Annotated in this window: 20 protein-coding genes; 8 read left to right on the forward strand and 12 right to left on the reverse strand. The window is 40.4% G+C overall.

From position 1 onward, the window contains the following. Position 1 precedes the first annotated feature (1 nt). The 4 genes from ABJH98_RS11630 to ABJH98_RS11645 all read right to left on the reverse strand — a co-directional run bounded on the left by ABJH98_RS11630 (position 2) and on the right by ABJH98_RS11645 (position 4,800). Complete coding sequence (locus ABJH98_RS11630; protein ID WP_348307849.1) at positions 2-331, reverse strand: hypothetical protein; 330 nt, start codon at positions 329-331, stop codon at positions 2-4. Positions 332-343: 12 nt separating this feature from the next. Continuing rightward, complete coding sequence (locus ABJH98_RS11635; RefSeq protein WP_348307850.1) at positions 344-1,057, reverse strand: DUF4198 domain-containing protein; 714 nt, start codon at positions 1,055-1,057, stop codon at positions 344-346. A gap of 146 nt (positions 1,058-1,203) precedes the next feature. Beyond that, the gene (locus ABJH98_RS11640; RefSeq protein ID WP_348307851.1) at positions 1,204-2,436 is read right to left on the reverse strand and encodes a DUF4374 domain-containing protein; all 1,233 of its coding nucleotides are present in this window, start codon (positions 2,434-2,436) and stop codon (positions 1,204-1,206) included. A 12-nt stretch (positions 2,437-2,448) separates the two neighbouring features. After that, positions 2,449-4,800 (reverse strand): TonB-dependent receptor, encoded by a 2,352-nt coding sequence (locus tag ABJH98_RS11645; protein ID WP_348307852.1) that lies wholly within the window; start codon positions 4,798-4,800, stop codon positions 2,449-2,451. A 382-nt stretch (positions 4,801-5,182) separates the two neighbouring features. Here ABJH98_RS11645 and ABJH98_RS11650 point away from each other — a divergent pair, with 382 nt between their 5' ends. Next, positions 5,183-6,547, forward strand: coding sequence for an MFS transporter (locus tag ABJH98_RS11650; RefSeq protein WP_348307853.1), 1,365 nt, complete (start codon positions 5,183-5,185; stop codon positions 6,545-6,547). A 50-nt stretch (positions 6,548-6,597) separates the two neighbouring features. Here ABJH98_RS11650 and ABJH98_RS11655 read toward each other — a convergent pair whose 3' ends face one another. From ABJH98_RS11655 to ABJH98_RS11665, 3 genes are all read right to left on the reverse strand, one after another. After that, on the reverse strand, positions 6,598-7,230 hold the full coding sequence (locus tag ABJH98_RS11655) for a LysE family translocator (RefSeq protein WP_348307854.1): 633 nt from the start codon (positions 7,228-7,230) through the stop codon (positions 6,598-6,600). A 728-nt stretch (positions 7,231-7,958) separates the two neighbouring features. Beyond that, positions 7,959-8,525 carry a class I SAM-dependent methyltransferase gene (locus ABJH98_RS11660; protein WP_348307855.1) on the reverse strand — a complete coding sequence of 189 codons (567 nt, stop codon included), beginning with the start codon at positions 8,523-8,525 and terminating at the stop codon, positions 7,959-7,961. Between the two features lie 314 nt (positions 8,526-8,839). Next, positions 8,840-10,222, reverse strand: a complete 1,383-nt coding sequence (locus ABJH98_RS11665; RefSeq protein ID WP_348307856.1) for a hypothetical protein — start codon at positions 10,220-10,222, stop codon at positions 8,840-8,842. A 344-nt stretch (positions 10,223-10,566) separates the two neighbouring features. Here ABJH98_RS11665 and ABJH98_RS11670 point away from each other — a divergent pair, with 344 nt between their 5' ends. The 6 genes from ABJH98_RS11670 to msrA all read left to right on the forward strand — a co-directional run bounded on the left by ABJH98_RS11670 (position 10,567) and on the right by msrA (position 16,534). Beyond that, positions 10,567-12,720 carry a TonB-dependent receptor gene (locus ABJH98_RS11670; RefSeq protein ID WP_348307857.1) on the forward strand — a complete coding sequence of 718 codons (2,154 nt, stop codon included), beginning with the start codon at positions 10,567-10,569 and terminating at the stop codon, positions 12,718-12,720. A 28-nt stretch (positions 12,721-12,748) separates the two neighbouring features. Further along, entirely contained in the window at positions 12,749-13,171 is a 423-nt protein-coding gene (locus ABJH98_RS11675; RefSeq protein WP_348307858.1) for a DUF2141 domain-containing protein, read from the forward strand. 14 nt (positions 13,172-13,185) lie between these two features. After that, positions 13,186-13,854, forward strand: coding sequence for a hypothetical protein (locus tag ABJH98_RS11680; protein ID WP_348307859.1), 669 nt, complete (start codon positions 13,186-13,188; stop codon positions 13,852-13,854). Between the two features lie 61 nt (positions 13,855-13,915). Then, the gene (locus tag ABJH98_RS11685) at positions 13,916-14,989 is read left to right on the forward strand and encodes a histidine kinase (RefSeq protein ID WP_348307860.1); all 1,074 of its coding nucleotides are present in this window, start codon (positions 13,916-13,918) and stop codon (positions 14,987-14,989) included. Then, positions 14,986-15,741 (forward strand): LytTR family DNA-binding domain-containing protein, encoded by a 756-nt coding sequence (locus ABJH98_RS11690; protein ID WP_348307861.1) that lies wholly within the window; start codon positions 14,986-14,988, stop codon positions 15,739-15,741. Before ABJH98_RS11685 ends, ABJH98_RS11690 begins: the two co-directional genes overlap by 4 nt. 196 nt (positions 15,742-15,937) lie before the next feature. After that, a complete protein-coding gene (gene msrA / locus ABJH98_RS11695) occupies positions 15,938-16,534 on the forward strand; it encodes a peptide-methionine (S)-S-oxide reductase MsrA (protein ID WP_348307862.1) in 597 nt (198 codons plus the stop codon). Positions 16,535-16,745: 211 nt separating this feature from the next. Here msrA and ABJH98_RS11700 read toward each other — a convergent pair whose 3' ends face one another. Continuing rightward, positions 16,746-17,423, reverse strand: coding sequence for a hypothetical protein (locus tag ABJH98_RS11700; RefSeq protein ID WP_348307863.1), 678 nt, complete (start codon positions 17,421-17,423; stop codon positions 16,746-16,748). 187 nt (positions 17,424-17,610) lie between these two features. Next, positions 17,611-20,052, reverse strand: coding sequence for an ABC transporter permease (locus ABJH98_RS11705; protein WP_348307864.1), 2,442 nt, complete (start codon positions 20,050-20,052; stop codon positions 17,611-17,613). Between the two features lie 334 nt (positions 20,053-20,386). Between ABJH98_RS11705 and ABJH98_RS11710 the strand changes: the two genes are divergently transcribed. Further along, positions 20,387-22,183: an acyl-CoA dehydrogenase family protein gene (locus ABJH98_RS11710; RefSeq protein ID WP_348307865.1), complete on the forward strand. Its 1,797-nt coding sequence runs from the start codon at positions 20,387-20,389 to the stop codon at positions 22,181-22,183. Between the two features lie 129 nt (positions 22,184-22,312). Here ABJH98_RS11710 and ABJH98_RS11715 read toward each other — a convergent pair whose 3' ends face one another. From ABJH98_RS11715 to ABJH98_RS11725, 3 genes are all read right to left on the reverse strand, one after another. Next, entirely contained in the window at positions 22,313-22,690 is a 378-nt protein-coding gene (locus ABJH98_RS11715) for an endonuclease domain-containing protein (protein WP_348307866.1), read from the reverse strand. A 134-nt stretch (positions 22,691-22,824) separates the two neighbouring features. Next, positions 22,825-23,448: a copper homeostasis protein CutC gene (locus tag ABJH98_RS11720; RefSeq protein ID WP_348307867.1), complete on the reverse strand. Its 624-nt coding sequence runs from the start codon at positions 23,446-23,448 to the stop codon at positions 22,825-22,827. Then, entirely contained in the window at positions 23,449-24,033 is a 585-nt protein-coding gene (locus tag ABJH98_RS11725; RefSeq protein WP_348307868.1) for a YdeI/OmpD-associated family protein, read from the reverse strand. It lies immediately after the preceding gene. Between the last annotated feature and the right edge of the window lie 28 nt (positions 24,034-24,061).

Genomic DNA, 24,061 nt, shown 5'->3' on the forward strand with positions numbered 1-24,061 from the left:
ATCAAACGATATTTTCTAATAAAATTGAAAAAAACAAGACCCCTATCACTAGCTTGTAGCTGATGACTTGTAGTGGTCGCAAGATCACAACCAAGCTCGCAAAGGTCATGACCAGAATGGAAAAGAAGAGCAATCCCGAGGCAATTCCCCAGATAACCATAGCCAAAGAGACGGCTCCTATCCATAAAAGACTTCCGATCCATTTTGCCTCTTGTCGATGACCATAAATCCAATTTTCCACTGGCAACGAACGCACAAGTTCAACCCTTTCTGAAGTATGATAGAAAAAGAAAAAACCTACCAATACCAATAAAAATGTAAGTGTTGCCATTGTCTCTCAGGATTAGTTAGTAATACAAGTGGTGGCGCAATGCCAGATAAATTCGTATTCCTCTCCTCTGAATTGGCCAGGTACTTCTTCTTTCGTAGTGGTCTCTACGATGTATTTGCTCTGCCATGGCAATTCGAAGTTTACTTTTCCATTTTCGTCAGTTTCCAAAGTCTTAGACCACTGGTCTGCGACGAAAACTTTCACTTCATTTTCTGCCAATGGCTTCCCTTTGTAAGTCACCAAGAGCTGGATGCCTGATTCTGATACCAGTCGCTGGATAGCGATACCCGTTTCATTCTGTGCGGCGGTGTTTGCTTCACCTTCTCCTACTTGCACCTTGGCTATAGAGTTGTAATGCGTTCTGAAAATACCGAAATCATATTTGGTGTAATCGATCACATCGATCTGATCATTGTCCATCACTACGGTGTAGGTTCCTTTTTTCTTAGGTGTGAATGTCGCTAGGTAGTAATCTGCTGATGCTGTGACCTTCAGTTCGGATTTTTTTCCTTTGGGGTCTATCACATACAGCTTGAAATCTTTCACTGCATTGAAAGCATCATCGCCTACTTTTTCGATCACTCCATAGGTATATTCTCCGAAGTGTACTTTGATTTCCTGTGCCTGATTGAGCTTACCATTGGCGCTGGTCTCTATCCAGAGGTAGTGGGCAAAACTTGGCAAAGTTGCCAACACGAATAGGAATGTAACTAATGATTTCTTCATTTTTGATTTTTTAAACTTATGTCAAATAAAAAACCTCGTCATTAACCTGTGAATTCGACGAAGGAGAAAGCATCCCGGTAATCCAACTCCACTGGGAGATTACCCGGATGCTCCAGCCGTCGAACCGTGCAATGACGTAGTCTTTTTTACAATGCCGCAAATCCCTTCGCCCAGTTGCCATCAATTTTAGCTCCTTTAGCTGCTGTAGCAGTCGATGGATCGATCTGATAGATGTAAGCTTCATCAGCATTTGAAATGTTGACGTAGACCATTCCATCATGATATAGATTAGCCATGCCCCATTCGCCACCATGGGCAGGGATGTTTAGCTTAGTCACTGTCTGAGCTTCTAGGTCTACTACCGCCATTTCACAGATCGCTAAGGCAGGATCAATGGTCGGTCCATAGGTAGCCCATAGATAATCGGCATTGGTATCATCTTCTTTAGCCATTCTAACTACTGCCTTATTTCCTCCGGCATATACCACATTGTTCAATTTGTATCCTCCACTTTTCTCTTCGAAATTGAAAAAGTAATCATCATCAAAAGCAGTAGTTCCGCTGTTGATTCTCAAGAATCCAGATGGATTGTCAGGAGTTGGTGCAAAGCCACTTGCCAAAGCAGAAGTAGAATAAGTGTATAGATCTCCTCTATCCGTTTTTAAAATGCTATTCTCACCAGAGTATAATCCAATGTCAGTTGTGCGATTATCAGTAATAATCTTCTCAAACTCCATGTCAGGGTAAGAGTAAATAGCCACTCTTGCCTGATTAGAATTAGGTGTAGCAAATGCTGGTACATCTTCCTCTTCGCCTGCTCCCATCAAATAATAAGCTACGTACATTTTATCATCTTGAACAACAACTCCTGTAGGCCAAGTGACCAATCCTTCATCTTGTCTTTCGTCAATTTTTGTATTGAACCTGCTAACTATCGACATATTTTCTAAATCGATAGTATAAAATACTCGATCTTCATATCCAGCACGTGTTACACCTACAGCAATAGCTGTGTTTTCATCCACTTCAGTGACTCCATAAATACCCAATTCTGTTACTAATGAGCCCAGATCAGTCAGTTCTTCGCCAACCATACGATATCCAGTCATCACATTGTCAGCGTTGTACCCAGTGGTCACCAAGGTTTCTCCGATTTGATAGTACGACATCCAAGCCGGTTGCTCTATCCCATTGTCAATTGGTGAAATTGTACCCGAAGTAATCGTATCCACAGATACTAAAACATCTGTACCTATAGCCGCTTCGATTCCTAATACGAATTGAGCGCTTTCCGCAACATCATTGTCATCTGAACACGATGCCAGAGTGATTATTACTAAAGACAGGGCTGTTGCTATATTTAAAAATTGCTTTTTCATTTTATGCTTTAATTAATTTTTACTGATAAAGTATCTCAGTTTGAGATTGAAAGATCTTCCTGGGTTTTGTTGGTTGAAATTGTCGTACACTTCAGCATCTAATACATTGGCTACCAATAGTGATACATTGTATTTGCCTTCTTGGAGACTATAGGTCAATTGTAGGTCATTAGTCAATCGAGTAGGAATGCTAGACTTTCCAGAAGCAGCCAAGCTCGGCCACTTCAAATAGAATTCGTTCACATAGCGGTTGGAATTGGTCAATACAAGTTCATTATTCAAACCTAATAGGTCAGTCATTCGATAGGTAATAATCAAGTTTCCAAATAGATAGGGCTCATTGGGCAATCGATCCTGATACACCGTAGAGGTCTCGTCGTTATTTCTCAAATCCAAATAAGTACCACCAAAACCTACCGTCCAATTTCTATCGAATCTGTAGTTGAGTGATAAATCCACACCTACAGCAAGTACTTTTGGATCGTTGACATAAGTACTTCTGTTCATTTTTGGCTCAAAGCGGATGTAGTCCCTGGAGTCTCGAACAAATACATTTGCCTCAGCTACGTAACCTGTATAAGCCTTCATCTGATTCAATCGCACACCTATGTTATAGTTGTAGCTGGTTTCGGGTTGGAGTGTAGGATTTGGAATCACATTTAAGCCATCCCCGTACATTTCTCCAGACTCTGGAAAACGAAAGGCCTTTTCAAATGATGCTTTTAATTGCAAATGCTCTTTCAAAAAGAAGGTAGAGGCGAGACCATAGCCGATTCGAGTGATTTGCGTTTCGAAATAGGCTTCTTCGTCTCCAGAATAATCAGCGTTATTGGATTTCAAATCATATTGATAACGCTTGGCAAATACTGTAGTCTTCAGTCGTTTGTTCAACGCCTGATTTGAATACGCCATGCCTATCACTTGCTTGGTCACTATATTCGGTGTATTAAACTGTGTATTATTTTGTGGCTGATGGTCGTCTTTTCCCTGAAGAATCAGACGGTTCAGCGAATAGCTAGCGGACACATTGTGCGCTGGTGCTAATTGATATTCGGCATTAAGATTAGCCAGGTAGTTTTCTCGGTCGAGATAAAAATGCGTCTTCCTGCCCAACTCACCTGTAGTAGGATGAACATCAGGCTCATAGTTGCCAAACCAATCATATCTATGCGGACTCACATCTCGATATTCTTCGCTGGCTTTTAGATAAACTCCATACCCTCTGACGTTTAGGTTTTGAATAAACAGGTTCTTCTTCCGATAGGAAAGGTTATAAATATTGATGATAGATGCAGAAAAAGCCTCTCCAACTGGAAAGGATGATACACCTGTGGCATACGGGTTCTGCTGTAACTCTTTGTAATTATCCGATACCACCGTCCCGATCATCAGCTCATCAGCATAGGGTTTGTTCATCACTCCTGCTTCTATCCAAGCCATTTTGGAAGTGTATGCATCATGGAATCTTTTGATTTCAGTAGTCTCTTCATCCAGTTTTCCTGATTCTATATCCAGTAGATTGATATCAATTGGATAATCATTGTCCGAATGATTGTAGAATGACTTCACCCGAAGCGTCAGGCCAGTATTGGCATGATGCCACTGTCCATTGAGTGCTGCCGTGTGCGTATTGAATGAACCAAATGAATAAGAAGCATCCAAATAACTGATGGGTCTGGTATCAGTAATGATGTTGATTGATCCTCCTAGTGCATCTGACGATAAATGGATAGGAACTGCACCTTTATAGATTTCGATGGTACTAATCAGATTAGCAGGAAAGTTATTGAGGCTCAGAGATGAACCAAAATAGTCCATGGGTATCCCGTTAATAAAAGTTCTGACGCGATTGCCCGAAAGACCATTGAGCGACAAATTGAAATTGGAACCCATCCCACCACTTTGACGAATATTGATACCCGAAACACGATTCAGGATTTGGTTTACATCTGTACTTACATTTTTAAATTCTTTGGCCTCCACCACTGCCACAGCATAAGCCTGTTCCCTGACCACTGTTGCTTCTGACTTTCCATAGATAGTCACTTCCTGAAGACTAGTTGCATCTGGCTCCATTATGACGCTAACGTCTGTGGTTTTGCCTGCCGCCACTTCTACTTGTTTGATTTGCTCTACATTTCCTAAAGAAGAAATCTGAAGTTGATAAGTACCGGGCTTTAGCTCCTTTAATATAAATCGACCATCTACATCGGTCACTGCTCCATTATTAGTCCCAACCATCAGAACGGTACTTCCTGGCACTCCGTCGCCTTGTTCGTCTACCACCAACCCTGTGATCGTTTGTCCTGTTGCCACCCAGGCAACCATTTGAAACGAAACCAAAAACAACAGAACTCTTTGCATTATTCTTATTTAGAATTATTATAAATAGAATGCAAATGTACGTTTAGCAATAGCAGAGGCGCAATCGCTATTACTAGTGAAATAGAAATTTAGATTCTAGCTAATGCTAGTGATGTATTGAATAATCAGTCACTACTACTAGTGATTGAAAGAAATCTACCAACCTCAGCACTGTTAACCTTTGAGGAAATAGAAAGAAATGGACAGCCATTTTATGAAATTTGAAATACCTGCGTTATTGCAGTTTTAATAGTAATATAAAAACAGTTTGCACCTTGATATCTACCATTTTAATGCGGAAATAAGCTACTTAGTTTTGTGGGTATAATTACGTATTCAATAAAAAAACACTACGTAATTCACTCACTAACTTATATCAACTATGAATGCTACACTATCACTAGAAAAAGCCACAAAAATCAATCTTTTTGATTTTCGATCCACCCAAATGCGAACCTTCCACCTCAGTTGGATCGCCTTCTTTCTCTGTTTTTTTGGATGGTTTGCACATGCTCCACTTATGAACTCTACCATTGGTCCAGATATGGATTTAACCAAGGCACAAAAGATCACAGCTTTCATTGCTTCTGTGGGAGTCACCATTTTTGCACGACTGATTATTGGAAGTCTGTGTGATAAAATAGGCCCCCGAAAAAGCTACACCTACTTATTAGTATTTGGTGCTATTGTGGTAGCTGGATCTTCCTTCGCCTACAATTGGGAAACTTACTTGATCTCCAGAATGGCGATTGGAGTGATCGGTGCCTCATTCGTAATCACACAATATCATACGACTAAGATGTTTGCACCGAATGTAGTCGGCATCGCCAATGCCACCACAGCTGGTTGGGGGAACCTAGGTGGCGGGGTCACTCAAGCCATGATGCCTTTGATCGCTTCCGGCATGTTGGCGCTTGGATTTGCAGAGTCAGAATTATCCAGATGGAGACCGGCTATGTTTGTTCCAGCTTTGATTATGCTCGGTGTAGCTTTCTTATACTGGAAGTATACCAAAGACACACCAAAAGGTAACTTTGACGAAGCACCAGACGAAAAATCACAAACTGCCAAAGGGGAATCTGGTTTGTTCATGTCTGCTGTAAAAGATAGACGCGTATGGATTCTATTCGCTATCTATGGTGCTTGTTTTGGACTAGAACTGTTCGTTAATGGTCGTGCGGCCACTTACTACCAAACCAAGTTTGAACTCAATGAAACCACCGCAGGAATGATCGCTGCACTCTTCGGATTGATGAATCTTTTTGCTCGATCTATGGGTGGCTGGTTAGGCGACCGATTCTCCAAAACTGGTGGATTGAGTGGCAGAGTAAAATGGTTGGTGATGGTACTATTTGCTGAGGGGTTTGCTTTGATTTTGTTCTCCAGAATGGACATGCTGGGTCTTGCCATTATCACCATGATCATATTCTCGCTTTTCGTGCAAATGGCCGAAGGAGCCACCTATTCAGTGGTACCTTTTATCAATAAAAAATCTCTCGGTGCAGTAGCTGGTATCGTAGGTGCCGGAGGCAATGTAGGCGCTGTCCTATATGCACAGTTTTTACTCCGCAGTGGTGCCACCTTAGAAAACAGCTTTATGTACTTCGGAATAGCAGTAGTCGCCATTAGTCTACTCGGATTGGGCATTAAATTCTCACAAGCAGACGAAGACGCCGCTGTAGAAGAACAAAAGAAATTAGAAGACATGAAAGAGCACTTACTTTCCAAACAGAAACTCGCTGCTTAAGACTTTTTTGGGTTTAATGTTGTAAAAGCCGACTCATGAGTCGGCTTTTTTTATTTCTTAGCCATCGCCAATTTGATACCTAATCCGATGAACAGCATTCCAGTTACACGATCTAACCAGGTCTTGAATTTATAATTGGATCTGATGCTAGTAGAAAGCCTTGAAGCAAACAAGGATAACAAAAAACTGTAGCTACTTCCCAATACAAAAAAGGTAAAACCAAGTAGAGAAAAAGTCAGCGTACTTTGTGTATAAGTAGGATCGACAAACTGCGGGATGAAGGCCAGAAAGAACAAAGCCACTTTCGGATTAAGCACATTTGTCAACACACCAGACATGTATATTTTCTTAAGGCTCTTGTTATTTTTGGGGTGATCCATTTCAATAGTATCCTGTGGCTTAGCTATAATTGACTTGACACCTAAAAATATGAGATAAGCCGCACCCAGATACTTCACCACTTCAAAAGCCAATGCGGACTTGGCCAAAATAATCGATAGACCAAGCGTGGCAAAAATGCAATGCACCAATACGCCTGTTGAAATCCCTAATGCAGACATCAAGCCAGCCTTTTTGCCTTGCGAAATGCTACGACCTAAGATGTACATGGTATCCGTCCCAGGCGTGAGTATTAACAAAATACCAGCAATTAGAAAGGTTTCAAAGTTGATGATTCCGAACATAATGAATGAGTTTAGATTTCGTACTCTTGATCATACGAAAAACAAAGAGAACGGTGGAAGCCCTTAGCTACTATCCCCTAACGCTGAAGTAACTTCCGTGCCAAAGAAGTTTTTCTTCTTTCTCGCATAGCATACACGGTTTGGCTATGAAACGTGGCATAGAGCGACATGATTTATTGTCGTTGTAATACATCGTTTTATTTTAATTCACTTCATATTGTCCTAATTATAGCACCGAATAGATAATTCCAAATCCAAATAACATTGAGAAAGGTGATGTCACTCTAATAAGTTGTGGTGTGAGAATCTCTGCGCACTTTAGCGCATAACGATGATGAATTCTTCGTGGCACAAAATATAGTACCAGAGATGTTACAATCATGAACCAACCGAAGTACTTGAAGATTTCGGGAAAAATTGAGAATTCTGAATATAGAATGAGTCCAGCAGCTGGTATCATTCGAATCGTGATCTCAGTATAATTTATAAAGTCAGTACTTCCTGCTCGCTTCAAATATGCCCTCGCCTTTGACGGATTCAGGAGCATCAGCACACCTACTCCTATGAGAAAGATGCCAAAGAGAATTACGACATACTTAGTTATGACTATCATAAGTTCTTTAGTTTCTTTGAGATCTTTCTTTAAATAATGTAAAATGGTTTGGCTATGGCAGTTACGTCCCGCAGGGCGCTATTGCTTTTAGGTATTGTTGTGTTTAGGGTGTTTTTTATTTTTCAACTACTATCATTCGATAATCAGTTTCAGATTTATGACCGCTGTCGCTATCTTCAAATACGTATTTGAATTCTTTGTCAGTTAATCGTTTATGCTGGTTTTCAAAGTCAATGGCCTGTTTGAGTAATTGAACTTTGTCACCTGTGTCCTGAATGCAAACTACAGCTAGACTACCATTTTTTATATGAGAAACTATTTTTTTTATTAATCCAATTTCCTTTTCCTTGTCTTTCTTGGCGAAATGAAACATACTGTCCACCAGAACAATATCAAACTCACTAAAACGGTCAAAAGCGTAAATATTTCCTACTTGTCCAACCAAATCCAAGTTTTCGTTTTGACCTATTAGGTTCATTTGGTCGATTCCGATTTTTGAAATATCAATTCCAGTTACAGAATAGCCAAGTCGAGCCAAAGCAATTGCATCTCTACCTTGTCCGCAACCTAAGTCAAGTATTTTTCCTTTACCGGGATATTCAGCAAAAAACTCAATCAATTCGGGATAAGGTTCTCCGAAAAAGTTTTCTGTCTGATAGTATTTGTCATAGGTTATCGTCATTGGGTTCTTTTACATTAGTTCAACATTTATATAAACACAATGCACAAAATCCGCACTGCAACATAATCTATAAAATTGATTAATTAAAAATTCACAGAAGGGCTGCTACTCAAGAATAAGGATTTTTAGAATAAGATCAAAGACCTACGACCTCCACAAGCGTACTTGCGTGGAACTTAGTTCCGATTAGTGCAGGCATGGAAGTTACTTCCACGCTAGAGAAGAGCCAATAAGAAGGCAAGCATATTAAGATTACACCTTTTTTTACATGTCAAAGAGTACTTATATCATAAAAAATCTTGATTAGATGCAGATTACATACTGCAATTTCCATCCTCCATATCCTCGACTGTCGGATTATAAGCGTTTTCAATGGTCGAAAAATACCCCTCAGCTTCTGAGTTGAAATCAATATTTTGCAATGCGCAAAAATCACTTAACAAATGATTACAATTAATAGAAATAGAATTGCCCACGCTTTCTAATCTTTCAAGACCATCCAAAGTAGTAAGTTCAACATTGCTAAATATATCCAGACCTACCGAACTACTACTATTTCCGTCTCCAATTTTTGTCAGATTTTTCAAGTCAATAATATTCGTCAGTACTGGATTATATCGAATTCTCAAACTTCTACCTATTTCCTTTAAATTGTCTAATCCATTTAAATCTAACAAAGCGCTATCATATAAAATTCGCACATCTCCTCGTACCTTTTCCAAATTATTAAACCCCTCTAGATTCAAAAGAGACACATTATTTGTTATTTCAATGGTATGAGCAGTTTTTATATTTTTCAACCCCTTTATATTTACTAAAGAAGGATTGTCAAAAATAAATATAGACGTGAATTCACCACCACCGAGCCCTTCAAGGCCATCCAGATTTGATAGAGCTTTATTGCCATATATAACGACTGATAATTCTCCATTAGTCAAATTTTTTAATGCACTTAAATCTTCTAGTAAACCGTGCCCTCCAATATGTAGAGAATTGGCCGATGTTAAATTATTAAGACCTTCCATATTTTTTAGAACATCGTTGTTAGTAAGTATTACTCCCCAATCAACAGATATTAAATTATTCAATCCATTAAGGCTGGTCAGTCTCTCATTATTTGCAATTCGTAATCGATAAACTGATTTCAGATTTTTAAGACTTTCAAGAGATTTTATGGATGAGTTTAATTCATCACTCATACCTATTGATAGCTCACCTTTTATATGAACGAACCCTTTCGCTCCAAATGCATCAACCTCTTCCTGAGTTTTTAATACGATGGCATCCAGATAAGTATTTTCAGGTGTGAAAATTTTCTTCTGGACTCCATATTCTATTTTATCACCTGAAATGGCATATGCTCTAACGTAATAATTAGTAGTTGCTTTGAGATCTGTTAAAATACTTTCAAAGGAATCTCTCCCTTTTCCATCTTCAGTCTTCGAATCCTCAATAGTAGGTTCAGGACTGGTGCTCCAGCACACCCCTTTTGCATCAATATTATTACCTGTAGAAATATCTATGGACCCACCACTACTAGCTGCATCTGAACCAATTGCTAAAACGGGAAAAGTATTTACTTCAAATCTTATTTCTGGTTCTACACCTACTTCCTCACATCCAGAAATTAAAAGCTTAAGAAGTACAACTAATAAAAAACTATAGTTCAATCTACGTTGCATAAAAATTTTATTCATTTTTCAACATTAGATTTATAAAACTAATGTCAAACAAAGATATTTTTTTCCTCACACTTAACCTCATTATCAAACTTTAATTGACCTAAGATATATTTGAATCAAATCATTGAATTTCCTAAAATGTAGTAGGTATGAAAATACTCTGAAAGTTTATTGGTTCTCAAAAAAGAGGAATACTTCCAACAGTAAAACAAGAATCTTGCAAAAACCCTAAAATCCCTCCTCCGATTCATCTCCAACATTCCACAATTCATCCACCTCAAACCCCGGCTTACCGATTTATTATTCTGATTTCAGCGGCCAATACTGAGTTTTGAAGCATCAAAAAAATTAAAACTCAGATGACCAAATCAATTTTAACACTACTCTTAATAGTCACTTCGCTACTCACCGAAGCGACTACGATCAAAGGCCGAATCACCGACCCTACAGGGGAAGGGCTACCTGGCGTCAATGTATTTATCAAAGACACTTACGATGGAGCTACCACCGACATGAATGGCAACTATTCGTTTGACACTTATGAAGCTGGCGAACAAATCCTGGTCGCCAGTTTTATCGGGTACAAAAAACATGAGCAAACGGTTGACCTTTCGAAACCCATCTCCCTCAACATCGAATTGAAAGAAGAAGTCAACAGACTCTCTGGTGTGACCATCACAGCCGGAAGCTTCGAAGCGAGTGACGAAAAGAAGGCCGTAGTGCTCAAGCCGCTAGACATCGCCATGACCGCTGGCGCTCTGGCGGATATCCCCGGTGCATTGAGTAAGCTACCTGGAACCTCAACGAATGGAGAGTCCGGCCGACTTTTCGTCAGAGGCGGCACAGCTGCTGAGACCCAAGCCTTCATTGATGGTATTTTAGTTCATAGCTTTTATACCCCAACCCCAAACAATGTCCCGTCAAGAAGCAGATTCTCTCCTTTCTTATTCAAAGGCACCTTCTTTAGCACTGGTGGTTATTCTGCTGAATTTGGCCAGGCTTTGTCTTCTGTCTTGTCTTTGAATTCCAATGACATCGCAGACGAAACTAGAACAGATTTGTCCTTCATGACTGTGGGTGTGGATGCTTCACACACACAGAAGTGGGAAAATGGTTCGGCATACGGGCAGGTGAATTACACCAATCTTGATCCTTATAGGAATTTGGTGGATCAAGCCTACGACTGGGAAGATGGCTACACCTCACAAAGCGGCACGTTCATGCTTCGACAGAAACTCAGCAAGCATGACATGCTAAAAGTCTATGCCAATTATGACCACAGCGCCTTTGTGATCAATCAGGAAAGTTTGAATCAAGCCGGATATGATCACACGGACATGGGCAACAATAATTTCTACTTAAACACCAGCTATAGAAGAGCGATTGGCGAAAACAGTACAGCCTATGTAGGCACTTCTTATGGAAGAACCTATTCCGATGTAATCTTCAATGAGGCTCATGTGAAAGACACGCAAAACAGCATCCACACCAAAGGATACTTCACTTCTGATATCAACAGTCTTTCAGTGAAGGTCGGTGGAGAAATCATGAGCACCAAGCATGAAGAAAAGACAGTGATAGAAAACGGCGAAACTTTCTTGCCTGACTATACCAGCCACTTGTCATCTGGTTTTGCGGAAGCGGAATATTACCTGACCAACAGCTTGACCGTTCGTGCAGGACTGCGCTATTCGCACTATTCTATATTCAACGAAAATGCGCTTTCCCCTCGATTGTCGATGGCATTAAAAACTGGCGAGAATGCGCAGCTGTCTTGGGCGTATGGAAAATTCCATCAGTTGCCGACCAGAGACTTATTGCTTCGCTCTCAACAGATGAGCTTCGAGCGTGCTGATCACTACATGCTCAGCTATCAGACCATCAACAATGGCAGAACTTTCCGCTCAGAGATCTATTACAAAAAGTATGATGATTTGGTAAAATTTGATGGCAATGATCCATTCAACCCAACCACTTTCAATAACAACGGTGGTGGCTATGCGAGAGGCATTGACTTATTCTGGAGAGATAGCAAAACCATCAAAAATGTGGATTATTGGGTGTCGTACTCTTATATCGATACAGAAAGAGACTATAGAGATTATCCTTATCAAGCCAATCCAACATTTGCCGCCGGTCACAATTTTGCGGTAGTGTACAAACATTTTATTCCGGATATCCGAACTCAGATTGGCGCCTCATTTACTTACAACAACGGTCGACCATACGACGATCCTAACCAAGATGATTTCAACGGAAGTCAAACCAAACACTACTCAGACTTGAGTTTCAACTTCGCCTACTTGTTCAAGCCAAACTTCATCATCTACGCCTCCGCCACTAATCTATTGGGTCGCGACAATGTATTCGGCTACGACTATGCGGACAATCCAAATGCCAATGGGGTCTATGAATCCAGACCTGTTGGGCAGCCAGCCAAAAGATTTTATTTCGTCGGGGTATTTATCACGCTGACCAAAGACAAGAGCAAAAACAACCTTGAAAACCTTTAAAGCTAATAATCAATCAAAATTCAAAGAAATGAAAAAATCAATTTTAACTGTATTGGGAATTGTAGTAGCTACAATCTCTATGCTAGCAGCAGATAATCAAAACGAACTGACCGTAGTCATTAAAAACATGCAAAACACCGAAGGCGTACTCGAAGTCACTCTCTTCGACTCTGAAGGCAACTGGCTAAAAGAAGGCAAGAAACAACAAGTGTCTATTGATAACCAGTCAGAGATGAAGATCGCATTCAAAGACCTACCCGCAGGCAATTATGCAGTCACGGTTATTCACGATGCCAATGCTAACGGAGAGTTGGACACAGGTGCCTTTGGCATCCCCACTGAAGCCTACGGATTCTCTAATGACGCCCGAGGCATGTTCGGGCCAGCCGACTTTGACGACAGTCAATTCGAACTAAATGGCAACACACAAATTGAAATCAATATCAAATAATTAAAATCAAAACCATGAAATCTCTAAACATCCTTATTGTTTTTGTTATTACGGCCACGTTCGCTAATGCGCAAAACAAAAAATATATCAAAACCATGGAAACTAGTATTACGGCCATCTTCCAGGCGGAAAATACAGAAGCACTTGATGCTACAGCCAACAAGTTCGATCGGATCGGGCAAGCGGAAGCATCCGAATGGGAACCGTACTACTATGCTTCCTTGTCGCATGTTTTCAAAGCCTTCAAAATAGAAGACTTGCAAGCGAAAGACAAAGTATTGGACCAAGCGCTTGTCGCTTTAGGGAGAGCGACGACTCTTTCTGAAAACAACTCTGAAATTATTGCCTTACAAGGCTTCATCAACATGATCAAAATCGGAGTAGATCCAGGCACACGTGGTCAGACGCTTTCTCCAAAAATCATGGCTGATTTTGGCAAAGCCATGAAACTAGACCCAAACAATCCAAGAGCCAATCTATTTATGGCACAGATGCTATATGGTTCTGCCCAATTTTTTGGGACGGGCGTAGACGATGCTTGTGCATTAGTTGACAAATCCATGGTCTTGTTCGAATCTGAAAAACCAGAGTCAACCATTGCACCAAGCTGGGGTCTGCACAGTGCGAAGCAATACAAAAAGCAGTGTGAAGCTGCACTAGAAAAAGCAGAAAATCAGGAATAGCATATAGGATCGTTTGTGATTACAAACGATCCCATTATTTTGCAGCATTCAATCCAAAACTATGAGCAATCCACAAATTTGTGCCAATCCAAAAAAGAGTCCATGGGACAATTTTAAGCAATGGATCGTTATCCCTGGCATCGGAGGTTTAACCATTGCTTTTGTCGAGTATTTTCTTCGTGACAATATGCATGGGCAAACCTTCTTTCAAAGCGCCCTCATATCATCCACTTTCTGGAGTGTGTTGGCGAATGGAAATGGGATTCTTGTTGATTGGATCGATAAACGTTGGACTTGGTTAGAATCCCCTGTTCAGCGCGTGATTGTAGGCGTATCCGGCTTGTTGGCATATACAGTCGTGGCCTCCCTTATAATATTATATGCCTATATCGAATGGGTGCTCGGATATTCATTCTTCAAAGTCATGGAATCTCAGGGTGTCATGACCATGCTCTCCATTCCATTAGGAATTACAGTATTTATTGCCCTCCTCCAACATGGACAAGGTTTCCTTCTCGAATGGCGACAAGCCGCCATCGATGTAGAACGACTCAAAAACGAAAACCTCAAATCAAAATTCGAAACGCTAAAAACTCAGGTAAATCCCCACTTTTTGTTCAACAGTTTAAATGCGCTCACTTCTTTGGTGTATGCCGATCAGGGCAAGGCGGTAGAGTTTATACAGAAACTCTCTCAAGTTTATCGTTATGTGCTAGATCACCAGAATGACGAAGTAGTCCCACTGCAAACTGAAGTGGATTTTCTCAAATCTTTTGTTTATCTCAATACGATTCGATTTGGGGATAACTTCGAAGTACTCTACAAGAATATGGATGATTTCGACGCCAATCAAAGCATACCACCCGTAACCCTTCAGATGCTTATCGAAAATTGTATCAAGCACAATGAAATTTCTAAGCTTAAACAATTAAAAATCATAGTTGAGAAAAAAGGCAATGAAGTCATTGTAGAAAACAATATCAACCCCATCAACCAAGCCAAACAGGATTCTAGCGGCTTAGGACTTAGCAATATCATTTCCCGTTATGAAATGTTATCCGATCAAAAAGTCGAAGTCATAGCGTCAGATGACCATTTCAAAGTGATAGTACCCATCCTTTCTCTAACATCATGAAGGTTTTAATTGTAGAAGACGAAGGCATTGCCGCAGAGCGGTTGATTCAGTTGTTGGGTCAAATAGATCACACGATAGAAATTGTAGAGCATCTAGACTCAGTCAAGTCCGTAGTGGATTGGTTCCAATTGAACACCTCGCCTGATCTGGCCTTTTTTGACATTCAACTGGCAGATGGTTTGAGTTTTGAGATTTTCAATCAAGTGGATATCAATTGTCCCATCATTTTTACCACAGCTTACGACCAGTACGCCATAGAAGCATTCAAAGTCAATAGCATCGACTATTTACTAAAACCTATGGTGACAGAAGATCTACAAAGGGCGCTGGACAAATTCAACAAACAAAAATCACCCACACAGTCCGTAGATGTATCGGCACTCATGAACCTGATGCAGCAACAAAACAAATCTTATAAAGAAAGATTTGTGATCAAAGTAGGTGAACACTTGAAGTCAGTTTTAACTGAAGATGTCGAAATATTCCTTAGTGAAAACAAAGCCACTTACCTTTTGACCAAAGAAAACAAGAAATTTATCGTCGATTTCACATTGGATCAGATTCAAGAAGCTATAGACCCCAAATCTTTTTTTCGCATCAATCGGAAATACCTGATTCACATCGATGGCATCAAGGACATCATCACCTACTCCAATAGCCGCCTCAAGTTGGAACTCCATCATTTCAATGCGGATGACTTGATTGTATCTAGAGAGAAGGTTGCGTTGTTCAAAGAATGGCTGGATCGGTAGGATCGATAATTTATCTCGTAATAGCCCGATTCAATTCGGGCTATCTATCAGCAATATCCAGATCCCAGCGGCATCAACTGTTTTGTCCTACAGATCCCCCGGACTACCGCCGTGGGATGACGACTTTCATAAGAGCCTTGAACCATTTCCAATCCTACCTTGTTAATTTCCCGTATTGACAACAAACACCTTGGCTATGCGTATTCAACTTTTCATTTTATTATTCATATTTGCTCAAACGCTTTCAGCACAAACAAAAAAGATGGAAATAGCAACTTTCGGTAATGGCTGCTTCTGGTGTACAGAAGCCATATTTCAGGAATTAAAAGGAGTTTCAAAAGCCGTATCCGGCTACATGGGTGGAGAAGTGAAAAACCCAACCTACAAGGAAGTTTGTTCGGGGACTACTGGTCATGCCGAAGTGCTTCAGATCACTTATGATCCTTCGGTGATTTCTTTTGATGAATTGTTGGAGGTATTTTGGAAAACGCATGATCCCACTACGCTCAACCGCCAAGGCAACGACGTAGGCACCCAGTATCGTTCGGCTGTTTTTTATCATAATGATGAACAGAAAAAGCTTTCGACTGAATACAAAAAGAAACTGGATGCTTCCGGTGCCTGGAGCGACCCGATCGTAACTGAGATCACCGAAGCCAGCACCTTCTACGCTGCCGAGGACTACCACCAAGAGTACTTCAATCTCAACGGTTCACAGCCCTACTGCAACTTCGTGATCAGACCTAAAGTGGAGAAGTTCAGGGAAGTGTTTGGGGATAAGTTGAAGGGGTGATTTGACGCCAAGATATGGTGTCGTGGCGTTTTATGATTTGTTCGTTTCGGATACTAATATAGCCGAATCTGTGATTCGGCCGGGCGACGTTCGCTCATACATTTTTGATTTCTTCATGAGTCGCAGCACAGAATCGGCGAGGCTTGCAAACACCTCAAGCACTTCCTTTTCAACTAAACCACCATGCATCTCATATCATATGTTGTATGTCTTATTGACGTCCTAAGCCTCCCATTCCAATTGTGAAATAAACCATATTTCCATCGTAGTAATTTTCATATTTAGGCGTTCCTATTGGGGAGTTTATTCCAAAGCTGAGGCGAATACAAGTATAGTCTTCGTCATAATTGAAGCTTCTATGATCTTTAAAAAGTCGAAGAGACTTTATGTCTATATAACAACCTAGCTTGTAATACGGCAAAATGGGTTCATTTTTAGAATTGTCAGATGATGTTAAAAATGATGAGGTAAGTAAGTTAATCCCGATTCCAGACAATGGAACTATCTTAATTGCTTCAGTATTAAGGATTGTATACCCAAAATTTCCGCCTAACATAAAATGCAATGCTGGCATGTTCTCAGACCATTCTAAATCATCAGGAAAACTTAAAGTTTGTATAGTCTTGCCAAACCCTATGTAATCATCAATTTGAAAGACCATTTTTCCCCTAAGAATGTCCACATTTATACCAAGAAATATAGGGTTGCTAATGTAATTAGAGATATTTCCTTTAAGATGTCCATATCCTAGAAAAATGTTACCGCCTAAAGCTTTATACCGTTCAGGCTGGGCTTGTTTCGTTGAGTGCGCCAATGAGTCTTGACCAAAACCGAATAGATTTATGTTTCCAACTAAAAGTACGAGGGTTAATGCTAATCTTAGATACATGTTGAGGTGAATATTTGCATGACATACAACATCCGAATATAGTGCATTATGCACTATATCCACCTTGTATATTTTATGTTTCGTTTGGTTAAACATCTCAAAAGAGCTGCTACTCAAGGATAGGGCATTTTGCATAAATATCAAACCTATAAGGTTTTAGAAACCTTATAGGTTTATATACCATTGGCTACTCCTGCCTCAGAGACTTTACTGGATTGGCCGTAGCCGTTCTGATCGACTGAAAGCTGATGGTGACTAACACCAAAGCAATCGTCACCAAACTGGCGATACCAAAATTCCAATAGGAAATGTCTACCCGATAGGCAAACTCATCCAGCCAGGAGTTGGCCAGATAATAAGCGGCCGGTATGGCAATCATCATCGCACCTAAGGCCAACAATACAAATCGCTGAGAAAGCATCAAAACCAACCCTGAAACCGAAGCACCGAGTACTTTACGTATTCCCACTTCTTTCATTTTTTGACTGGCCAAAAACATGATCATACCATAAGACCCCAAACAAGAAATGAGAATGGCCAATATGGAAAAGTTGCTGATCAGTTTACCCAATTGCTCTTGTTCGCCGTAGCTCTGGGCTAGCTGCTCGTCCAGAAATTGAGCAGCAAACGTTTCTGTAGGAAAGTGTTTGTTCCATATGGTTTCAATAGTGGCCAAAGTCTGCGGAATGTTTTGATTGTTGATCTTGAACGAAAAGTGCGTGAAAGCTGGAACTCGGATATCCACAATCATTGGCCCTAGCGCCTGCGACAATGGCATATAGTTAAAATCCTTCGCCACGCCAATCACTTTCCCTATTTTTCCTTCCATATTGATGGAGCGACCCAGCGCCTCCTCGGGCGTACCAAAATTATAAGTACTGACAGCCGTTTCATTGATAATGAACGCCGCCTGAGGGTCGGTTTCAAATGTTGTAGAAAAATCCCTCCCCGTAATTATCTCAATTCCATAAGTGCTGATAAAATCATAGTCCACTGAAAGTACGGGTGCGAGCAAATGATCATCAGACGTGAAACCATCGGGAATCACGTTACGGTGAGCTACACCCTCTCCTGGGATTCCTGCAGACAAAGTACTTGCCAATACTCCTGGAATACTAGTCAACTCCGTCTCAAATGCATCCATGGCTTTGCGTTTGTCCTCACTCACTGCCCCAAATACATTATTGAAATTGGCACTCATCACTGGGGCCGTCACCATATGGTCTTTGTTGAGCCCTAAAGGTTTGTTCTGTAAAAAGTTCAATTGATCGAATACAATCAGCGTTCCGGATATCAGTAAAATAGAAATAGAAAACTGAATAACGATCAGCCCTTTTCTAAAAGACAAACCTCCTTTGGCACTGCTTCCACTTAAGCCTTTCAGACTATAAATAGGTGATATTCGAGTAGCAAAAAACGCCGGATACAAACCAGCCAATAGACTTGTAATCAAAAACAAGCCTATAAATCCAGTGACAATCTCCGGTCTGTAAAGCGCCGAAAATTCAAGCTCCTTTCCTGTCACTTCATTAAGCACTGGCAATAGAAAGACAGCAGCCACATACGCCACCACAGCAGCCACACCTGCAGTTACAAATGACTCACCTAAAAACTGAGCCACCAAGCTCCCCTTCCAAGCCCCCATCACTTTCCGCATGCCGATTTCTTTGGTCCTTTGCAGGGAACGTGCAGTAGATAAATTAATGAAATTGATGCAGGCAATCAGCAAGGTCAATGCCCCAACTGCCATAAATACAAAAAGGAAAACACGGCTACCTGCTGGTTCGAGCTGAGCCCCCACTTCATCATTGAGATGAATATCCAACAAAGGTTGAATCTTAAAAGACTGGCCTTTTTGCATGTTTTCGGGAATCTTCTCTGTGACGAAATCAGCAAATCGAGTATTGACTGCCTCTGGATCGGCTCCTTCTTTGAGCAAAACATAAGTCGGCGAATGAGACACCATCCAATTGAGCTTAAAATTTTGGCGCAAGCCAGTCGCTAAGGGTTCTGGTTCCAGATCATACATATTTTGGTAAGGTACCATCGCATTGAAATGAAAGTGAGAGTTGGTCGGGTACTTAGCCACCACTGCAGATACTCGAAAGGGTTTGCCTTCCATTTTGATGATCTGGCCAATGGCTGATTCATTGCCGAAATATTTCTTAGCTAGTTCATCTGTGATGATGGTTGTAAAGGGTTCTTGTAAAGGCAATTCTGAATTGCCTTCCAAAAACTGGAAATCAAAAATCTCAAAAGTGGAAGAATCCGTAAAGAAGATATTTTCCTCTTCAAATTTTTTCAACTCACCACTAGGGGCATCTACTTGCACGCTTACTCCGCGAGTAAAGAGCCGCGTCGTCTTCTCCACTTCAGGAAAGAAGTCATTTAAGTGCTCAGCAAAAATTGGTGGCACACTGCCTATATTAAAATCACTGATAAAATACTGGAGTCGATAGATACGATCCTTTTTACTCTGAAACTTGTCGTAACTCAATTCATCATTGACAAAGACAAATATGAGTAAACAACAAGTGAGCCCTCCTGCCAGACCAATGATATTGATCAGACTAAAAGCTTTGTGTTTGAATAAATTCCTTACGGCAATTTTGATATAATTCTTGAGCATGACCTATTATTTTGAGTTGAGTAGTGAAAAAGAATAATTACAGCGTTTCTCTTTCGTCATTTCGAAAAAGCAGATTCACACACGAGATCATAATCATTCTTGTTCTTATCACTAGATAACGTTTTCTGACAACAATGAAGAATAGGATTTGAAGAATGGAACTTTATAGAGACGAGCGGTTAAGCAAACTACCTAATCTTAGGATTTTTACTGATTTAACAAAAAAGAAATCTAATTTGTTATGCATGCATACCAATATTTTATATATTTGGATTTGTTATGCATGCATAACATTACAAAAGTCATTAACTTTAAGTATTAATAAAGACAAGATATGGAAACCACAGCAGAAAAAAGATCGATTCGAGGAGGAGAATTCCTCATCAAAGAATCACAAGCAGCAGACATCTTCATCAGAGAAGAGTTTTCTGAAGAGCAAAAAATGATGGCTCAGGCTACTCAGGATTTCATTGAAAAGGAAATCAACCCTAACATAGAAAAAATTGAGAAACAAGAAGAAGGATTGATGCCTTCACTCATGGAAAAAGCTGGTGAGCTTGGACTTTTGGGTGTGGCTGTACCAGAAGAGTATGGTGGGCTAGGCATGGACTTCAACACTTCCATGTTGATCGCAGATGAGATCGGTGCTACGGGCTCATTCTCTACTGCTTACGGTGCGCATACAGGTATTGGCACTTTACCCATCCTTTACTACGGCAACGAAGAACAGAAAAAAGCATATTTACCAAAATTAGCCAGTGGCGAATGGAAATCATGTTACTGTTTGACCGAACCAGATGCTGGATCAGATGCCAACTCTGGTAAGACAAAGGCAGCTTTGACCGCTGACGGTAAGCACTATGTGATCAATGGTCAAAAAATGTGGATCTCAAATGGTGGATTTGCAGATTTGTTGATCGTGTTCGCAAAAATTGATGATGACAAGAAATTAACAGCCTTCTTGGTAGAGAAAACGTATGGTGGCATCACCATGAACGACGAAGAAGTGAAGTTAGGAATCAAAGGTTCTTCTACTCGCCAGATCTTCTTCAACGACTGTAAAGTGCCCGTTGAAAACATGCTTTCTGAAAGAGAGAATGGCTTTAAGATAGCTGTGAACATTCTGAACATTGGACGAATCAAATTAGGTGCTGGTGTAATCGGCGGATGTAAAGAAGTAATCTCTCAGTCTACCAACTACGCCAACGAAAGAAAGCAATTCAACACGCCTATTTCGAGCTTTGGTGCAATCAAGCACAAATTAGCTGAGATGGCCATCAAAACTTGGGTTACTGAATCTGCCGCTTACAGAGCTGGACAAAATATCGATGACAAAATTGCCGACTTGATTGGACGCGGTACAGATCCAGCTGAAGCTAAATTGAAGAGCTTCGAACAGTTCTCTATCGAATGTGCGATTATCAAAATTCATGGATCTGAAATGCTGGATTATATCGTTGATCAAGGCGTTCAAATCTATGGAGGTATGGGCTTCTCAGAAGATGCTCCTATGGCCCGAGCCTATAGAGATGCGCGGATCACAAGAATATATGAAGGCACCAATGAAATCAACAGGATGTTGATGGTCGGTATGATCATGAAGCGAGCAATGAAAGGAGAATTGAATATTATGGAGCCTGCCATGGCAGTTGCGAAAGAATTGGTTTCGGTGCCTTCTTTCGAAGTTCCAGATTTATCAAAACCTTTCGCTATCGAAAAAGACGTCTTAGTGAAATTGAAGAAAGCAGTCTTGATGGTCGCTGGAAAAGCTGCTCAGACCTTCGGGCCTAAATTGGAAGAAGAGCAGGAAATCATGATGAATGCAGCGGATATGATGATCGAAATCTATGCGGCTGAGTCAGCGCTTTTGAGAGCAGAAAAATTAGTGGGAATGAATGGTGAAGAAGCTACTAAAATGCAAGTCAATGCGGCTAAGGTTTACTTGTACGAAGCCGTTGAGAAAATAAATAAGGCTGGAAAAGATGCTATTGCGTCATTCACGGCTGGAGACGAGCAAAAAGTGATGTTGATGGGATTGAAAAGATTCACCAAAATGAATCCTGTAAACATCAAGCAGCTAAGAAGAGAAATTGCTGATCATTTAATTAGCAAAAACAAATATGCTCTTTAATTAAGCGCAACCCTAAAATACAATTGTTTGATTTAGTATCTAAAGGCCGTTCTAACTAGAGCGGCCTTTTTCGTTTTTAATAATTCAATGAAGGTCAAGTCCCCTCTTGGGAGGGGATTTAGAGGTGGGTTAATCACCTATAGCTTTCAATTCTTCCACAGTATAGTATATTTCATTCAATACCCATTTGATATTGGTCTTAACATCCAAGTCTTCAAATCTTAAAAATCTAACTCCTAGAGACTCCAATCTAATTTGTCTTCTTTTGTCCTTTACTGGTTGATCATCATGATAATGACTCACTCCATCAACTTCTATGGCGAGAAGCAGGTCTTTACAATAAAAGTCAACGATAAAACGATCTATCGGAATTTGACGGCTAAACCGAACACCAATTTGTTTGTTTTTAATTTCTTGCCAAAGTAGAATTTCGGCTAAGGTCATATTGTTCCTTAATTTACGCGCCAGTGGAACTAGCCTTTTGTCGTACGGAATGATTTTTCGCATGGGTTAAGATAGTTATTTTGTTGCACCCACCTCTAAATCTCCTCCCAGGAGGAGACTTGTTGATATTTCATAAATACTTACACATACAGAAGGCATGTCAGCTGAAACAAAGACTCGGAAGACTCATAGCAAACTCATTTCAAACTTCCCACAATCAGCTTGCCATGATACACATCAGCCCCAATCAATTGATCAATCTCTTTCAAGTTTTCATTGGTAATCTTACCTGCAGCAATGATTTGAATTTTGCCCTGAGCGACGGCCATCATTTTTTTGATCACCTCTGCCCCTTCTTTAGCTGTAGATTTCCCTCCGGAAGTAAGAATCGCAGTAATTTCAGGAATTTTCATCAACTGCCTCACTCCTTTCACGGGATCATCCAGTTCATCAATAGCTTTGTGAAAAGTGACTTTCATGGGATGTGCCAGCGCAACCAGCTGCTTAGTTGATTCAATGTCAATTTCGTTTTGTTTGGTAAGTAATCCTAATACAATTTCTTGCACACCAAGATTCTTGAATAATTCAATCGACTGTGCCATTTCTGTAAATTCACTTTTAGAATAGACAAAATTACCTCCTCTGGGTCGTACCATGACTTTCACAGGAATAGTCAATTTGTTTAACGCCTCCTTAACCAAATTCAGTTCTGGTGTAAGCCCATCCAAGTCTAGTCTCCCACACAATTCGATTTGAGATGCACCAGACCGCTCTGCTTGCTTGGCTTCTTCCAAACTTTCTACACATGCCTCTAAAATCATCTATTTCTTTTTATTCCATTTTAATAGTGGAATGCGTTCGCCTTTGGCCGAGCATTCAATCAAAGTTTTCAATCGCCTTTGTCGCGTTGCCTCTTGTTTGGCACTGATGACCCACCAAATCGTAGGTTTCTTTATAGAAGGAGGAAGTTTATTGAAATAGGTCCAGGCCAAATCATTGGCACGAAGCTCAAGTTCATACTCTTTGGACAGCTTTAAATCTTTCTGCTCGAATGATGCCAGTCCAGCATTTTTTTTATCCCGCTGTTCGTAGATTTCAATTCCTGCGGGACGTACTAATTTTTCAGCCAATAAATGTTTCATCTTCTCCAGATTCACTGCACTCCAATGGCTTTTGGGTTTACGGGGTGTAAACCTGATTTTATAGCTCTCCTCATTTATAGTTTTTCTCAATCCATCGATCCATCCATAGCATAAGGCTTGATCCACAGATTCAGACCAAGTCATAGATGGTCTGCCGGATTTTACTTTGTAAAACCCAATCCATTGTTCTGTTAATGTTTGATGATTGGCTTCCAACCAAACGTCAAATTCATCGGGACTTAAAAAAAATATAGGCTCTTCCACTCTGAGTTTTTTTAATCTAAATAAGCGT

The organism is Reichenbachiella sp., assembly GCF_039969095.1.
In the GTDB taxonomy this organism is placed as follows: domain Bacteria; phylum Bacteroidota; class Bacteroidia; order Cytophagales; family Cyclobacteriaceae; genus Reichenbachiella.

Coding starts and splice junctions, on each gene's coding strand:
- ABJH98_RS11630 (WP_348307849.1), bottom strand. CDS start 331: ATGGCAACACTTACATTTTTATTGGTATTGGTAGGTTTTTTCTTTTTC.
- ABJH98_RS11635 (WP_348307850.1), bottom strand. CDS start 1,057: ATGAAGAAATCATTAGTTACATTCCTATTCGTGTTGGCAACTTTGCCA.
- ABJH98_RS11640 (WP_348307851.1), bottom strand. CDS start 2,436: ATGAAAAAGCAATTTTTAAATATAGCAACAGCCCTGTCTTTAGTAATA.
- ABJH98_RS11645 (WP_348307852.1), bottom strand. CDS start 4,800: ATGCAAAGAGTTCTGTTGTTTTTGGTTTCGTTTCAAATGGTTGCCTGG.
- ABJH98_RS11650 (WP_348307853.1), top strand. CDS start 5,183: ATGAATGCTACACTATCACTAGAAAAAGCCACAAAAATCAATCTTTTT.
- ABJH98_RS11655 (WP_348307854.1), bottom strand. CDS start 7,230: ATGTTCGGAATCATCAACTTTGAAACCTTTCTAATTGCTGGTATTTTG.
- ABJH98_RS11660 (WP_348307855.1), bottom strand. CDS start 8,525: ATGACGATAACCTATGACAAATACTATCAGACAGAAAACTTTTTCGGA.
- ABJH98_RS11665 (WP_348307856.1), bottom strand. CDS start 10,222: ATGAATAAAATTTTTATGCAACGTAGATTGAACTATAGTTTTTTATTA.
- ABJH98_RS11670 (WP_348307857.1), top strand. CDS start 10,567: ATGACCAAATCAATTTTAACACTACTCTTAATAGTCACTTCGCTACTC.
- ABJH98_RS11675 (WP_348307858.1), top strand. CDS start 12,749: ATGAAAAAATCAATTTTAACTGTATTGGGAATTGTAGTAGCTACAATC.
- ABJH98_RS11680 (WP_348307859.1), top strand. CDS start 13,186: ATGAAATCTCTAAACATCCTTATTGTTTTTGTTATTACGGCCACGTTC.
- ABJH98_RS11685 (WP_348307860.1), top strand. CDS start 13,916: ATGAGCAATCCACAAATTTGTGCCAATCCAAAAAAGAGTCCATGGGAC.
- ABJH98_RS11690 (WP_348307861.1), top strand. CDS start 14,986: ATGAAGGTTTTAATTGTAGAAGACGAAGGCATTGCCGCAGAGCGGTTG.
- msrA (WP_348307862.1), top strand. CDS start 15,938: ATGCGTATTCAACTTTTCATTTTATTATTCATATTTGCTCAAACGCTT.
- ABJH98_RS11700 (WP_348307863.1), bottom strand. CDS start 17,423: ATGTATCTAAGATTAGCATTAACCCTCGTACTTTTAGTTGGAAACATA.
- ABJH98_RS11705 (WP_348307864.1), bottom strand. CDS start 20,052: ATGCTCAAGAATTATATCAAAATTGCCGTAAGGAATTTATTCAAACAC.
- ABJH98_RS11710 (WP_348307865.1), top strand. CDS start 20,387: ATGGAAACCACAGCAGAAAAAAGATCGATTCGAGGAGGAGAATTCCTC.
- ABJH98_RS11715 (WP_348307866.1), bottom strand. CDS start 22,690: ATGCGAAAAATCATTCCGTACGACAAAAGGCTAGTTCCACTGGCGCGT.
- ABJH98_RS11720 (WP_348307867.1), bottom strand. CDS start 23,448: ATGATTTTAGAGGCATGTGTAGAAAGTTTGGAAGAAGCCAAGCAAGCA.